The following is a 13,112-nucleotide window of genomic DNA, read 5'->3' on the forward strand; positions in this document are numbered from 1 at the left end:
CCGTGCTGCTGCCGTAAGCGATAGCAACGTCCAGAGGACCGTTGGCGTAGCCGAAACGACCACCGATGTAACGGCCGGTGCGCGTGGTGTTGTCGCCGCCGGGGGTAGCGATAGCGGGGCTGTACTTGTTCTTCTCGCTGAAGGCGTACATCACTTGGCCATAGAAACCACCCAGGTTCGGGGGCAGGAAGTAGCCAATGCTGTTGCTTGCGCGAACATAGTTGCTCGTGCTCACGTTGGGCACGCCGGGAACAGCCGTCGGAGCGGTGCCGTTGAAGGCGCCGAAGCTGGTGTTGGCCGTCGAGATCAGGTTGGTACCAACGCCGTTGGTGCCGAACGGGTCGAACACGGTGTCGTTCCAGAACGTCGGGGTGTAGTCACGACCCAGACGCAGTTCACCGAAACCACCCGACAGGCTCACGGTCGAACGACGTGCGAACGTCGAGATACCGGTTTGACCGTCGTCATTGCTGATCGGAGCTTCGAGCCAGAAGCTGGCTGCCAGGCCACCGCCCAGGTCTTCCGTACCACGGAAGCCGATACGGCTGGAGTTATAGGCCGAGTTAGCCAGCTGACGGTTGCTGACCTTGACCGAACCTTGGTTCAGGTACGTCGGAATGCCAAAGGCGTTGGGGAACACGGTCGGGCGCAGGTCGCGCGAGGTGCTCGAATAGCCGCTGATCGACGCGTCGACCACACCAAACAGCGTGACGGACGACTGAGCCGAGGCAACACCGGCAACAGCCAGGGCAGCCAGAGCAACTAGAGATTTTTTCATTGCAAGTTTCTCCAAGGTTAAACATAGGGCTCCGGTGCGAAGGGCTCACCGTGACTGGCACTTTGTGCTCCCACCGGACCCCGGGCCAACCTCCTTTTGGGAAGTTGATGCTATTGCACCAGAGCCGCTGCGGCAGGGCAAAACAAATCTCCCGAAATCTTGGATGGCCCGCGCGTTTCGTTGCACGCTTGCAACAAAGGACTTAGACCCCCTGATACATCACATTATGAAAATCGCCCGGATCGGCGCGGCCCCTCCCATGTGCGTTCAAATAGATGCATGACGTTCATGATCGACCCTGTCCTGACCGCGGCGGACTCGGCGCTGCGCACGCTTTTCGCCCGTCCCCATGCCACGCGCGCCCTGCCTGCCCCGTCACAAACCCCAGGCGAATTGACCGACGCCGAGCGGCGGGAAGCCGGAGCCCTGATGCGGGTGAACCATGTTGGCGAAGTCTGCGCCCAGGCGCTTTACACGGCGCAGGCAGCCGTGGCGAGCGATCCCGCCCTGCGAGCCCATTTCATCGAGGCAGCTCACGAAGAAACCGATCATCTGGCATGGACTCGCCAGCGGCTGGACGAGCTGGGGGCGCGCCCTTCCATCCTCAACCCGCTCTGGTATGCCGGCGCATTCGGCCTCGGCCTCGTCGCGGGCCGACTTGGAGACCCTTTGAGCCTCGGGTTCGTCGCGGAGACGGAACGCCAGGTGGAGGCACATCTCGACAGCCATCTGGACCGTCTCCCGGCCCAGGACAGCGCCTCCCGGGCGGTGGTCGAGCAGATGAAGCTGGACGAGGCCCGCCATGCGTCCCAGGCGGTTGATGCCGGTGCGGCGGAGCTCCCGACGCCCGCCAAGGCCTTGATGCGTGTGGCTTCCCGCGTGATGACCACGCTGGCGCACCGCATCTGATCCAGCCGGGCCCCTGCTCAGGTTTCGATCAGATTGAAACTGGTCGTGATCTCGGCCGTCTTGGCCAGCATGATGCTTGCGGAGCAGTAGGTTTCGTGGCTCAGCGCGATCGCGCGCTCCACCGCAGAAGCCGGAATTCCCTTTCCGGCCACGGTGAAATGCATGTGGATCTTGGTGAAGACCTTGGGGTCCTTCTCGGCCCGCTCGCTGGTCAGCTTGACGCTGCAGCGTTCGACGCGGTGCCTCCCCCGCTTGAGGATCAGCACCACGTCGTAGGCGGTGCAGCCCCCGGTTCCGGCCAGCACGGTCTCCATGGGCCGCGCGGCGAGGTTCTGTCCGCCGTTTTCCGGCTTGGCGGCGTCGGGGGCGCCGTCCATCATCAGGACGTGGCCGCTGCCCGTCTCGGCAACGAAGCCCATGGCCGATCGCGTGCCCGCGTCGCCGGTCCAACTTACTGTGCATTCCATGGTTTTCGGGGTTCCAGGTCGAGGATGCCGGGCAAAATGCACAACAGCACCCATGAATGTGTGGGAAAAGCGTCACTCGCTTGTTGCATCGCAACAAACAGCCGATATACTTTATTTCATTGCGCAAACGTATGCGCGGCAAGTTGTCTCCTCCACCCTTCCAATTGGTGGATTTAGCCCCGAGCTGCAAAGCTCGGGGCTTTTTTCTTTCCGGAGACCGCTGCCTACGCGGCGGCGACTCTAGTTTCACTGGGCCAAAAGGGCAGTTTCTCGCCTTGAAAGGGCAGTTGCTCTGGCTGCCCTGGCTGTTGCCGGTGTTGCCTCGGCTCAGTCGTACGTCAATCTCTTTGGCTTGGTCGACACGTCGATCAGCGGGTACTCGTCCAGTTCGCGTGACCTGAAGCCCACCGTTCTGCCCAACAGCGTCGGCGTTCCCACCTACACGAACCTGGGCAGCGTCAAGGTCAGCCGCAGGGCTCTGGCCAACTCGGGCTACAACTCGAGCCGCCTCGGCTTTCGCGGCACCGAAGACCTGGGTGGCGGCCTCGCAGCCAGCTTCTGGCTCGAAGCCCCCATCACCAATGACGACGGCGCAACCGGAGTCGCCAGCTTCGCACGTCGTTCGACCGTGAGCCTGTCGGGCGGTTTCGGCGAACTGCGCCTGGGCCGCGACTACACCCCGACCTTCTGGAACGACACCGTCTTCGATCCCTTCGGCACCAACGGTGTCGGCAGCAACCTCATCAACACCGCCAACGGCTTCAACGCCGAGACCTATGGCGCCAAGGACACCGGCGGTTTCGGGGGCAACCAGAACTACGCCCGCGCCAGCAACTCGATCGGCTATTTCCTGCCATCCAATCTCGGCGGTTTCTACGGCCAGGTCATGTACGCGTTCCATGAGAACGACAAGTACAGCAAAGGCGGCTTCACGCCGAAGGACAGCAGCACCTCCAAGAGCCGCGCCGGCCGTTACATCGGGGGCCGCTTCGGCTATGCCAACGGCCCGCTCGACGTGGCGGTTTCGTACGGCAACAGCACGGTCGCCGACCAGTACTACGCAGGCACCACCGACTACGTGAAGACGTTCAACCTGGGCGCCTCGTACGACTTCGGTCCCGTGAAGCTGTTCGGCGAAGTGTCGCGCGCCAAGAATTCGCGCGACTACGAAATCACGCCCATCATCGGAGCCCGTCCAGACGTGGATCTGAACGGCTACCTGCTCGGCGTGACCGTGCCGGTCGGCCCGGGACTCATCCGTGCAGCCTACTCGAGCGTCAAGTACGACTACAACAAGCCGTTCAATCCCTACGGCTTGAACACCCCCGATCCAAAGGCGAACAAGCTCGCGCTGGGCTATGTGCACAACCTGTCCAAGCGAACGGCTCTGTATGCAACGATCGCTCGTGTCAGCAACAAGAACGGCGCAGCACTGACGGTCGGCGGCCCCGGTTTCTACAAGGCCTCCGAGAATGTGTTCAAGCCGAAGACTTCGACGGGCTACGACTTCGGCATTCGCCACGCATTCTGATCGTCGAACTTTTCAAGTTCTTTGCCTGACCCCGATGCTGGCTCCTGCCAGTTCGAAGCGGCAAACATGCCTCAAGTCGCCCGGCTCACGCCGGGCGGCTTTTTCTCGTTTTCCCCGTTCTCTTTCAGGTTGTCCGGCTACGCCGGCTCTGCAGCAACCCCACATTCATTTCTCCGCTCAATACCGAGGCGTAGAAACGCTCGACCATGTTGACGCTCGTGCGCGCGTTGCGCGCCAAGGTCAGCATGTCGATTCCTTGCCCGTACAGAAGCCGCAACGTGATGGCGGTATGGCGCAGGCAGTACAAGGTCCTCGACTGGCCCAACGGCCCCTTCTCAAGCCCAGCTTTTTCGAGAACCCAGTGAAAGAAGAAGTTGAGCACCGCCAGGGCGTGCTCCCGATTCTTGAGCTGCGGCATGAACACATAGTCTTCCGCGCCGCCGTACCCATGCTCATCACGGTAGGCGAGCAGGCATTCATAGACCCGCACGGCAGGACACAGGCTCACGATCGGCTGGCTGTGCCGCTTGGTCTCCGGAAGGTTCATCCGCAGATAGACGTGCTTGCCACGCACCACCTCGATGTGCCTGTGCTTCATGAACTTGATGTCGCTCGGGCGGACGAAGGTGTTCACCATCCAGCGAACCAGCCATGGCAGTTCATGCGGCATCGCAAGCAACTCGCGCGCGATCCAGAAGCGCTCGCCCGCGGCAAGCTGATCGAGCACCGGATGCGAATGCCCGCGCAGGCTACGCGCCGTCTTGATGATCGCGCGGTACTCCGCAACGCTGAAGCTGCCACGCGGCTGGCTGCGCACCTTGACCTTCGGGAATGCAGGCGCGTCGCGAAGCACGCCGATGTGCACGCCGTGCATCACCACTTTGCGCAGCAGCACCAGGTACTGGGCAATGGTCGTACTGGTGAAGCCCTGCTCTCCGAGGTGATCGATCAGGCGTTGCGCATCAGCCGTCGCGAACGATTGCACGGGCACATCGCCCAGCAACGGAACGATGTGCGCACGCAATCTGTTGCCCATCACCTGCCACGTAGCACGTCCGATTTCTTTTCGCTGAACGCGCGCGGCCTCCGCCTGCATCAGCCTCTTCGAAAGATCACTGACAGAAATTGATAACAGATTTTGCTCATTTGTAATTTGATCGGCGGCCGTATGGATCGCGGGATAGGTGCGTCCAAAAAATCCCGAATCATTTGGCAGCTGGCGCCTTGTGGAAGAGGTTTATGACATTTGTGTCCATGCCATATCTCGCATGCAATCTCGATGCCTCTTATCATCGGCAGTTAGCAAATGAAAACTCCCTTGGAAAAAATCGTGCAAGACGCACCTCTTAAAACAAAGCTGACGCCCGCCGACTATCTCAGAAAAATTCTCAACGCCCGGGTCTACGACGTTGCTGTCGAGTCCGCGCTCGAGAAGGCGCGCGCGCTCAGCGAACGACTCGGCAACACCGTTCTATTGAAGCGCGAAGACCAGCAGCCTGTTTTCAGCTTCAAGCTTCGCGGCGCCTATAACAAGATGGCGCATCTGAGTGCCGAGCACTTGGCGAGCGGCGTGATTTGCGCCTCGGCCGGCAATCATGCGCAAGGCGTCGCATTGGGCGCCCGCAAGCTCGGCACTCGCGCGGTGATCGTGATGCCGGTGACCACACCCAAACTCAAAATCGATGCAGTGCGCGGTTTCGGCGGAGAAATCGTTCTGCATGGCGACAGCTATTCCGATGCTTATCTGCACGCACTCGAATTGCAGACAAAGCAGAACCTGACCTTCGTCCATCCCTTCGATGATCCCGACGTCATTGCCGGCCAGGGCACCATCGCCATGGAGATCCTTCGGCAGCATCAAGGCCCGCTCGATGCGGTGTTCGTCGCGATCGGCGGCGGCGGCCTGATCTCCGGCGTGGCCAACTACATCAAGGCGGTGCGCCCCGAGATCAAGGTGATCGGCGTGCAAATGAACGACTCCGACGCGATGATGCAATCGGTCGCTGCGCATCAGCGCGTGAACCTTCCCGATGTCGGCCTGTTCTCGGACGGCACGGCCGTCAAGCTCGTCGGGGAAGAAACCTTCCGCATCGCCAGCGAACTGGTGGACGAATACATCGCCGTCGACACCGACGCCGTCTGCGCCGCCATCAAGGACATCTTCGTGGACACGCGCAGCATCGTCGAGCCGGCGGGTGCGCTGGCGGTCGCGGCCATCAAGGAATACGTCGCACAGCATGGCAGACACGGCGAGACCTACGCCGCGATCCTGTGCGGTGCGAACATGAATTTCGATCGGCTGCGGTTCGTCGCCGAACGCGCGGAGGTTGGCGAGGAGCGCGAGGCCCTGTTCGCCGTCACCATGCCCGAGGAGCGCGGCAGCTTCCGCCGCTTCTGCGAACTGATCGGCGAGATGCCGGCCAGCGAGTCGGAAGCGCCGGGCACCGGAGGTGGCGCGCTGCGCAACGTGACCGAATTCAACTACCGCATCAGCGACGCGGCCAAGGCGCATGTGTTCGTCGGCCTCACGACCTCGACGCGCGGCGAGTCGGCGCTCATCGCGCGGACCTTTGCGGCGCACGGCTTCGACGCGCTCGACCTCACGCACGACGAACTCGCCAAGGAGCATCTGCGGCACCTGGTTGGCGGGCGTACCGGGCTCGCGCACGACGAGCGCCTGCTGCGCTTCGTGTTCCCCGAACGGCCGGGGGCGCTGCTCAAGTTCCTGAGCCTGATGCAGCCGAGCTGGAACATCAGCCTGTTCCACTACCGCAATCAGGGCGCGGACTACGGCCGCATCCTCGTCGGCCTGCAGGTGCCGGCCGGCGAGTCCGCAGAATTCGACGCGTTCCTCAAGACGCTGGGCTATCCCTACGTCGAGGAGACCGCCAACCCGGCATACCGGCTTTTCCTCCAGGCCTGAAAAAGCAGAAGCCGGCGCGCGGCCGGCTTCGCTTCTTGCTCCTGGATACTTGCTGGGCGACTACTGCGCAACCGCCTGCTGTTGCAGGGGCGGCGCCCCCATCGAAGCCGGCTGTTGCAGCAACGCGCCACCGGGCTGAAGCGGCGGAGGCTGGATCTGCTGTTGCGGCGTCTGTGGCGGAACGGCCACTGCCGGCATCGTCGCGGGCGGCACGGCCACCACGGGCGCAGTTGCCAGCGCAGGGCTGGAAACGCTGATCGGCGCCCGCACCGGCAGCTGCAACGTGAAGGCCGCGGGTCCCTCGGCCTGCATGCCGATCGTGGCCGAGCGCAGGCCCACCGACTGCAGCACATAGCTCTCACCGACCGTCGAGCCGACGCGGAAAGGGCGCGGCGGCTTGCCGTCGATAGAGATCAGCGCCGCGCCGCGCTTGGAAGGGTCGGCCACCACGCCGGCCAGCGCGAACCGGCTGGCGGCTTCCGGCGCCACAGGCGCCGTGCGCGACTCGGGCAGCACGCCCAGCAGGCGTGCCACCGAATCGGAATCGGCCGCCACGGAAGGCCGCGGCATGGTCGCGGCGGCCGCGACGGCATCTGCCGGGGCCGCCAGCCGGAGCGCCCAGAACACCGCAGCGCCGGCCGCCAACGCCCAAAGCCCCGTCGTGGCAAGTGGGGCATGCCAGCGGGCGGCGGAGTAAGGACTTGTCATGGCCGCGGATTATCATGCAGCGCGCCTTCCGAATCATGTCTGCCCAAGCTATGAACAAATTCCTTCGTGCCGCTACCCGTACCGTCCAACGCGGCTTCACGCTGATCGAGCTGATGGTCGTGCTGGTCATCATCGGCGTGCTGGCGGCACTCATCGTCCCGAACGTGATCGAGCGCGCCGACGACGCCCGCGTGACGGCCGCCCGGACCGACATCAACAACCTGATGCAGGCGCTCAAGCTCTACCGCCTGGACAACCAGCGCTACCCCACTGCCGAGCAGGGCCTGCAGGCGCTGCTCACCCGCCCGACCACCGGCCCGGCCGCCCCGAACTGGAAGCCCTACGTCGAGAAGCTGCCCAATGATCCCTGGGGCCATCCCTACCAGTACCTGAACCCTGGCATCAAGGGCGAGATCGACGTGCTCTCGTTCGGCGCCGACGGCCAGAGCGGCGGCGAGGGCAAGAATGCCGACATCGGCAGCTGGCAGTAGCAGCGGCGGCACGGGCGCACTGCCCCGCAACCCGCACCGACGCACCAGCATCCACCGATCCCGCGGCTTCACGCTGCTGGAGCTGATCGTGGTGATCGCCATCATCGCGATCGCCACTGCCGCCGTGAGCTTCGCCATCCGCGACACCAACGCCGCCAACCTCGACCGCGAGGCCGATCGCCTGGCCGCCCTGCTCGAATCGGCCCGCGCCCAGTCGCGCGCCAGCGGCATCGTGGTGCGGTGGCGGCCGGTCGAGGGCAGCTTCAGGTTCGACGGGCTCCTGCCCGGCTCGCTGCCCGACGGCTGGGCCGCCGAGGGCATCACCGCCCAGATCTCGCTCGCCAACGGCACGCAGCTTCCCGCTCTGCAGCTCGGGCCCGACCCGATCATCGCGGCCCAGCAGGTCATGCTTTATTCCGCCGGTCCGCCCGCGCGCGCGTTGCGCATCTCGACCGACGGGGTGCGCCCCTTCACCGTGTCGGCGGTTCAATGAAAGCGCGACGCGCTCCGGCTTTGCACGCCGACTCCCGCATCGGCGGCTTCACGCTGATCGAGGTGCTGATCGCACTCGGCATCGTCGCGATCGCACTGGCCGCGGGCTCGCAGGCGACCATGTCGCTCACGCGCAATGCGCAGCGCCAGTCCGACCTGGTGCTGGCCGACCTGTGTGCCGAGAACGAACTCGCCAAGGCCCGCCTGTCGCGCCAGATGCCGGCGGTGGGAGATTCGGGCTCGATCTGCCTGCAGGCCGGCGCCTCCTTCAACGTGACCACCTCGACCATTCCGACGCTGAACCCGAATTTCCGGCGTGTCGACGTGCAGGTGCGCGACCAGGCCGATTCGCCCATCCTGCGCATCTCCACCGTGGTGGGGAGGTACTGAACGATGCGGCAACGCCACGGTGCCCGCGTCCTGCACGGCTTCACGCTGATCGAGCTGCTCGTGGCGATCGCGGTGATGGCGCTGCTCTCGCTCGTGAGCTGGCGCGGCCTCGACAGCATGTCGCGCGCCACCTCGCAGAACCAGCAGCGCGCCGATGCCGTGCTCACGCTGCAGGCCACGCTGGCGCAATGGGGCGCCGACCTCGACGCCGTGACCACGCTCGCGCAGACCCGACCCATCGACTGGGACGGCCGGGTGCTGCGGCTCACGCGCCGCGGCAGCGATGACACCGCGCCCGCGGTGCAGGTGGTGGCCTGGACACTCAAGTCGGGCCCCGATGGCGTGCGCTGGCGGCGCTGGCAATCGCTGCCCTTCACCACGCGCGGCGAATGGCAGCAGGCCTGGAACCTCGCGGCCGCCTGGGCGCAGGACGGCGGCGTCGGCTCGAACGGCGGCTTCAGCGACGTTGCGCTGGTGCCGGCCAACAGCTGGCAGATCTTCTTCTTCCGCGACAACAGCTGGGTGCCGGCCAGCCAGCTGCCGGTTACCCCGCCCAACCCGAACAACCCCTCGGGCCCGGTCGTCGCCATGCCCGACGGCGTGCGCCTCGTCATCACGCTGCCGCCGGGCGAGGGCCTCTCGGGCACGCTGACGCGCGACTGGGTCAAGCCGACCGTCGGAGCGCCGAAAACCTCATGACGCCGACGCCCGAAACAAGCACAGCCAAGAGCGCACGACGCAGCCAGCGCGGCGCCGCCCTGCTCGCCGCGATGCTGACGGTGATGCTCGTGGCCACCTTCGCTGCCGCCGCGCTCTGGCAGCAGTGGCGTTCGGCCGAAGTCGAAGGCGCCGAGCGCGCGCGCGTACAGGCGGCCTGGGTGCTGATCGGGGCGCTCGACTGGTCCCGCCTCATCCTCGGGGAAGACGGCCGTGCCGGCGGCCCCGACCACCTGGGCGAGCCCTGGGCCGTTCCGCTGGAGGAGGCGCGGCTCACCAGCTTCCTTTCGGCCGAGAAGAACGTGGCGAGCGACAACCTCGACGGGCTGCCCGACGCCTTTCTCTCGGGCCGCATCGTCGATGCGCAGTCCAAGCTCAACGTGCTCTCGCTGGTCGACAACGGCAAGCCGTCCCCCGCGGGCGTCGCCACCTTCACGCGCCTGTTCAACATGCTGGGCCTGCCCGCATCGGAGCTCAGCCTGATGACCACGGGCCTCGCTGCAGCGCTTGCGACCGGCACCTCGACCGACGGCAGCACCAACAACACCAGCGGTGCAGATTCCGGTGCCGCTCCACTGATGCCGCAACAGGTCTCGCAACTCGTGTGGCTCGGCCTCTCCGCATCGACGGCCGCGGCGCTCGAGCCCTACGTGACGATCCTGCCGGTGAAGACCACGCTCAACCTCAACACGGCCAGCGCGGAGGCGATCAGCGCCAGCATGGAGTCGCTCAACATCGCCAGCGCGCGCCAGTTGGTGGAGCGCCGCTCGCGCGCCTTCTTCAAGGACATCGCCGCCGCCAACGCCGCCCTGCCCAGCGGCACCGCGCCCTTCAACGCCGCCCAGCACGGCGTGGGCACCCAGTTCTTCGAGGTCTACGGCAAGCTGCGGCTCGATCGCACCTACGTGGAGGAACGCTCGTTGCTACAGCGAAGCGGTGTCACTGTGACGACGATCTGGCGCACGCGCGGCGCCGGCGCAACGGTCACTCCGGTCAAACCCTGATTTTGATGCACCATTTGTAGCCAAAAAGCCTTCCAGCGCGCGTCACATCTGCGTGATACGCTATGAAAAACAGAGCGCCGCCTTGTCGGACGCGCACCTACAATCACCGGCTTTTCCAAGATCCACATGACTCCCCTGCTGCTCATTGCCCCCCTCCCCCCGGCCGATGCCGCGGGCGAGTACGACTGGGCCCAGGCAGGCGACGACGGCATTGCGTTGCGCGACCAGGGCCGTGCGTTGCTGGCCCTGCTGCCTTCGAGCACGGAGGTCATGCTGGGCATTCCGTCCGCGGCTCTCTCCTGGCACCGCGTCACGCTGCCCAAGGGCAGCATGGGCAGCGCCTCGAAGCTGCGCGCCGTGCTCGACGGCCTGCTCGAAGAGCACCTGCTCGACGAACCCGAAGCCCTGCACTTCGCGCTCGAGCCCGATGCCAAGGCCGGCGCGCCGGTATGGGTCGCGGCCTGCAACCGCATCTGGCTGCGCAGCGTCGTGCACGGGCTCGAGGCGGCCGGCCGGCGCGTGGTGCGCATCGTTCCCGAATTCACGCCCCAGCCGGTCGACGGCCCGCCGCTGCTGCTGGTCACCGGCGAGCCCGAGACTGCGCGGCTCACGGTGTGCGACGCCGACGGCGTGGTCTCGCTGCCGCTGGCCGGCGCGGGGCAGGCGCTGTCGGACGGCCTGCCGCTGGACACCGCGGTCATCACCACCGAACCCGCTGTCGCCGAGGCCGCCGAGCACCTGCTGCAGCGCCCCGTGCCGATCGTGAAGTCGCCGCAGCGCTGGCTGCAGGCCACCCGCACGCCCTGGGAACTCGCGCAGTTCGACCTCGCCGTCACCGGCCGCGCGCGCGCCGGCAAGAAGTTCGCCTCGGTGGTGCAGACGCTGCGCTATGCGCCCGAGTGGCGCGCCGCGCGCTGGGGCGTGATCGCCCTGCTGCTGACCCAGCTCATCGGCCTGAACGCCTGGGCATGGAAGGAGCGCAACGCCCTCGAATCGAAGCGCCAAGCCGCCAAGGCGATGCTGACCCAGACCTTTCCCTCGGTGAAGATCGTGGTCGATGCGCCGGTGCAGATGCAGCGCGAGGTCGCATCGCTGCAACAGGCCGTGGGCGACGTGTCCAACAGCGACTTCGAACCCATGGTCGGCGCGCTCGCGGCCCTGCTGCCGCCTGGCAAGGTGCCGAGCGCCGTCGACTACAGCGCCGGCCAGCTGCGGCTGCGCGGCCTGGGGCTGCAGCCCTCGGAGGTCTCGCAGATCACTGGCGCCATGGCGCCGCGCGGCTACAACGTGCGCACCGAGGGCGACCTCCTGCTGGTGCAGGCCGAGGCCAACCGATGAATTTCAGCGAACAGCTCAAGGCCCGCTGGGCCACCCTGGAAGTGCGCGAGCGCCGCATGGTCCAAGCCGCAGCCGCACTCGTGGCGCTGGCCCTGCTCTGGTGGATCGCGCTCGCTCCCGCACTGCGCACCCTGTCGGCCGCACCGGCCGAACACGCGCAGCTCGATGCGCAGCTGCAGCAGATGGCCACGCTGCAGGCCCGCGCGAAGGCGCTGCAGTCGCAGCCGCGGCTGAACCGCGACGACGCGATGCGCGCGCTCGAAACCTCGGTGCGCGAAGGCCTCGGCACGAGCAACGCGCAGCTCATGGCATCCGGCGGCGACGGTGCGGCCAGCGTCTCGCTGCGTGCCGCGCCCGCGTCCACCGTCGCCCAATGGCTCGGACAGGCCCGCGGCAATGCGCACGCGGTGCCGCGCGAAGTCCACCTGACGCGTGCGCCGGCCTCGGCGCCGCCGCCCTCCTCCTCCGGCGCCAAGGATGCGCCGAAGACGCCGCAGGTCCGATGGGACGGCACCATCGTCATGGCGCTGCCCGCGGCGCGATGAGGAACAGCAGACCCGCATGCTGAGCCGCCCTCCGATCCCCGAATCGCGACCACGCCTTGGCTGGCGCTGGGCCCTGCTCGGCACGGTCGTCGGCGTGCTGCTGGCCGTGGTGCTCTTTGCGCCCGCGCGCTGGCTGTCGGGCGCGCTGTCGAGCTGGAGCCAGGGCCGCCTCGTGCTGACCAACCCGCGCGGCACCGTGTGGAACGGCACGGCCGCGGTCGTGCTCGCCAGCGGCGCAGGCGGCATGCAGGCGGTGTCGCTGCCGGGCCTGCTGCATTGGCGCATGCGCCCGAGCTGGAGCGGCATCTCCGCCAGCCTCGACCTGCCGTGCTGCGCCACGCAGCCGCTCGAACTCAAGGCCAGCCCGCGCGCCGGAGGCATGCTGGTCGAATGGCAGGACAGCCGCTCGCGCTGGCCCGCCACCCTGCTCATGGGCCTGGGCGCGCCGTGGAACACGCTCAAGCTCGAAGGCGCACTCGACCTGAACACCAAGGCCTTCGCGATGCAGTGGGACGGCCCCGCGCTGCGCATCGCCGGACAGGCGACGCTCGACGCGACCGACGTTTCATCCAGCCTCTCGACGCTGCGGCCGATGGGCAGCTACCGGCTCACGCTCGAAGGCGGCAGCCGCCCCACGCTGCTTTTGAGCACGCGCGAGGGCAGCCTCGAACTCAACGGCAGCGGCAGCTGGACCGGCACCTCCTTCCGCTTCAACGGCGAAGCCAGCGCCGCGCCCGGCCGCGAAGACGCACTTTCCAATTTGTTGAACATCATCGGACGGCGCGACAACGCGCGTTCGATCATCACCCTGGGTTGATC

General features: G+C 66.3%; 15 protein-coding genes. 11 read left to right on the forward strand and 4 right to left on the reverse strand.

What is annotated here, in order from left to right:
- Positions 1-778, reverse strand: a 778-nt coding sequence (locus ACTJLF_RS21160; protein ID WP_440883879.1) for a porin, incomplete at its 3' end; no start/stop codon positions are given.
- A 279-nt stretch (positions 779-1,057) separates the two neighbouring features.
- On the opposite strand from ACTJLF_RS21160, the gene coq7 reads away from it, so the two are divergent.
- Complete coding sequence (gene coq7, locus ACTJLF_RS21165) at positions 1,058-1,687, forward strand: 2-polyprenyl-3-methyl-6-methoxy-1,4-benzoquinone monooxygenase (protein ID WP_440883880.1); 630 nt, start codon at positions 1,058-1,060, stop codon at positions 1,685-1,687.
- A gap of 17 nt (positions 1,688-1,704) precedes the next feature.
- On the opposite strand, the gene ACTJLF_RS21170 is transcribed toward coq7, so the two are convergent.
- Positions 1,705-2,154: an OsmC family protein gene (locus tag ACTJLF_RS21170; RefSeq protein ID WP_354424558.1), complete on the reverse strand. Its 450-nt coding sequence runs from the start codon at positions 2,152-2,154 to the stop codon at positions 1,705-1,707.
- Between the two features lie 292 nt (positions 2,155-2,446).
- On the opposite strand from ACTJLF_RS21170, the gene ACTJLF_RS21175 reads away from it, so the two are divergent.
- Complete coding sequence (locus tag ACTJLF_RS21175; RefSeq protein ID WP_126182630.1) at positions 2,447-3,685, forward strand: porin; 1,239 nt, start codon at positions 2,447-2,449, stop codon at positions 3,683-3,685.
- A 124-nt stretch (positions 3,686-3,809) separates the two neighbouring features.
- Here the strand turns inward: ACTJLF_RS21175 and ACTJLF_RS21180 are convergent, their stop codons facing one another.
- Entirely contained in the window at positions 3,810-4,781 is a 972-nt protein-coding gene (locus ACTJLF_RS21180) for a hypothetical protein (RefSeq protein ID WP_440883881.1), read from the reverse strand.
- Between the two features lie 210 nt (positions 4,782-4,991).
- Here ACTJLF_RS21180 and ilvA point away from each other — a divergent pair, with 210 nt between their 5' ends.
- Positions 4,992-6,608, forward strand: a complete 1,617-nt coding sequence (ilvA, locus tag ACTJLF_RS21185) for a threonine ammonia-lyase, biosynthetic (protein WP_132752314.1) — start codon at positions 4,992-4,994, stop codon at positions 6,606-6,608.
- A 60-nt stretch (positions 6,609-6,668) separates the two neighbouring features.
- Here the strand turns inward: ilvA and ACTJLF_RS21190 are convergent, their stop codons facing one another.
- Complete coding sequence (locus ACTJLF_RS21190; protein ID WP_132752313.1) at positions 6,669-7,316, reverse strand: type II secretion system protein N; 648 nt, start codon at positions 7,314-7,316, stop codon at positions 6,669-6,671.
- A gap of 50 nt (positions 7,317-7,366) precedes the next feature.
- Between ACTJLF_RS21190 and gspG the strand changes: the two genes are divergently transcribed.
- From gspG to gspN, 8 genes are all read left to right on the forward strand, one after another.
- Positions 7,367-7,807 carry a type II secretion system major pseudopilin GspG gene (gene gspG, locus ACTJLF_RS21195; protein ID WP_019654497.1) on the forward strand — a complete coding sequence of 147 codons (441 nt, stop codon included), beginning with the start codon at positions 7,367-7,369 and terminating at the stop codon, positions 7,805-7,807.
- A complete protein-coding gene (locus ACTJLF_RS21200; RefSeq protein ID WP_019654498.1) occupies positions 7,782-8,300 on the forward strand; it encodes a prepilin-type N-terminal cleavage/methylation domain-containing protein in 519 nt (172 codons plus the stop codon). The genes gspG and ACTJLF_RS21200 overlap by 26 nt, the downstream gene beginning before the upstream one ends.
- On the forward strand, positions 8,297-8,689 hold the full coding sequence (gene gspI, locus ACTJLF_RS21205; protein ID WP_132752312.1) for a type II secretion system minor pseudopilin GspI: 393 nt from the start codon (positions 8,297-8,299) through the stop codon (positions 8,687-8,689). Before ACTJLF_RS21200 ends, gspI begins: the two co-directional genes overlap by 4 nt.
- A 3-nt stretch (positions 8,690-8,692) precedes the next feature.
- A complete protein-coding gene (locus ACTJLF_RS21210; RefSeq protein WP_132752311.1) occupies positions 8,693-9,388 on the forward strand; it encodes a prepilin-type N-terminal cleavage/methylation domain-containing protein in 696 nt (231 codons plus the stop codon).
- Positions 9,385-10,410 (forward strand): type II secretion system minor pseudopilin GspK, encoded by a 1,026-nt coding sequence (gene gspK / locus ACTJLF_RS21215; RefSeq protein WP_132752310.1) that lies wholly within the window; start codon positions 9,385-9,387, stop codon positions 10,408-10,410. The genes ACTJLF_RS21210 and gspK overlap by 4 nt, the downstream gene beginning before the upstream one ends.
- Positions 10,411-10,536: 126 nt before the next feature.
- Positions 10,537-11,748, forward strand: a complete 1,212-nt coding sequence (gene gspL / locus ACTJLF_RS21220; protein WP_132752309.1) for a type II secretion system protein GspL — start codon at positions 10,537-10,539, stop codon at positions 11,746-11,748.
- On the forward strand, positions 11,745-12,293 hold the full coding sequence (gspM, locus tag ACTJLF_RS21225) for a type II secretion system protein GspM (RefSeq protein WP_132752308.1): 549 nt from the start codon (positions 11,745-11,747) through the stop codon (positions 12,291-12,293). The genes gspL and gspM overlap by 4 nt, the downstream gene beginning before the upstream one ends.
- 16 nt (positions 12,294-12,309) lie before the next feature.
- The gene (gene gspN, locus ACTJLF_RS21230) at positions 12,310-13,110 is read left to right on the forward strand and encodes a type II secretion system protein N (RefSeq protein WP_132752307.1); all 801 of its coding nucleotides are present in this window, start codon (positions 12,310-12,312) and stop codon (positions 13,108-13,110) included.
- Positions 13,111-13,112 lie beyond the last annotated feature (2 nt).

This window comes from Variovorax sp. 22077 (assembly GCF_052044195.1).
Classification (GTDB): Bacteria; Pseudomonadota; Gammaproteobacteria; order Burkholderiales; family Burkholderiaceae_C; genus Variovorax; species Variovorax atrisoli.

What these genes read in the sequence shown, in the direction of transcription:
- ACTJLF_RS21190 (WP_132752313.1), bottom strand. Translation starts at nt 7,316, where the DNA reads ATGACAAGTCCTTACTCCGCCGCCCGCTGGCATGCCCCACTTGCCACG.
- gspN (WP_132752307.1), top strand. Translation starts at nt 12,310, where the DNA reads ATGCTGAGCCGCCCTCCGATCCCCGAATCGCGACCACGCCTTGGCTGG.
- ACTJLF_RS21170 (WP_354424558.1), bottom strand. Translation starts at nt 2,154, where the DNA reads ATGGAATGCACAGTAAGTTGGACCGGCGACGCGGGCACGCGATCGGCC.
- gspG (WP_019654497.1), top strand. Translation starts at nt 7,367, where the DNA reads ATGAACAAATTCCTTCGTGCCGCTACCCGTACCGTCCAACGCGGCTTC.
- ACTJLF_RS21180 (WP_440883881.1), bottom strand. Translation starts at nt 4,781, where the DNA reads ATGCAGGCGGAGGCCGCGCGCGTTCAGCGAAAAGAAATCGGACGTGCT.
- gspK (WP_132752310.1), top strand. Translation starts at nt 9,385, where the DNA reads ATGACGCCGACGCCCGAAACAAGCACAGCCAAGAGCGCACGACGCAGC.
- gspM (WP_132752308.1), top strand. Translation starts at nt 11,745, where the DNA reads ATGAATTTCAGCGAACAGCTCAAGGCCCGCTGGGCCACCCTGGAAGTG.
- coq7 (WP_440883880.1), top strand. Translation starts at nt 1,058, where the DNA reads ATGACGTTCATGATCGACCCTGTCCTGACCGCGGCGGACTCGGCGCTG.
- gspI (WP_132752312.1), top strand. Translation starts at nt 8,297, where the DNA reads ATGAAAGCGCGACGCGCTCCGGCTTTGCACGCCGACTCCCGCATCGGC.
- ACTJLF_RS21210 (WP_132752311.1), top strand. Translation starts at nt 8,693, where the DNA reads ATGCGGCAACGCCACGGTGCCCGCGTCCTGCACGGCTTCACGCTGATC.
- ilvA (WP_132752314.1), top strand. Translation starts at nt 4,992, where the DNA reads ATGAAAACTCCCTTGGAAAAAATCGTGCAAGACGCACCTCTTAAAACA.
- gspL (WP_132752309.1), top strand. Translation starts at nt 10,537, where the DNA reads ATGACTCCCCTGCTGCTCATTGCCCCCCTCCCCCCGGCCGATGCCGCG.
- ACTJLF_RS21200 (WP_019654498.1), top strand. Translation starts at nt 7,782, where the DNA reads ATGCCGACATCGGCAGCTGGCAGTAGCAGCGGCGGCACGGGCGCACTG.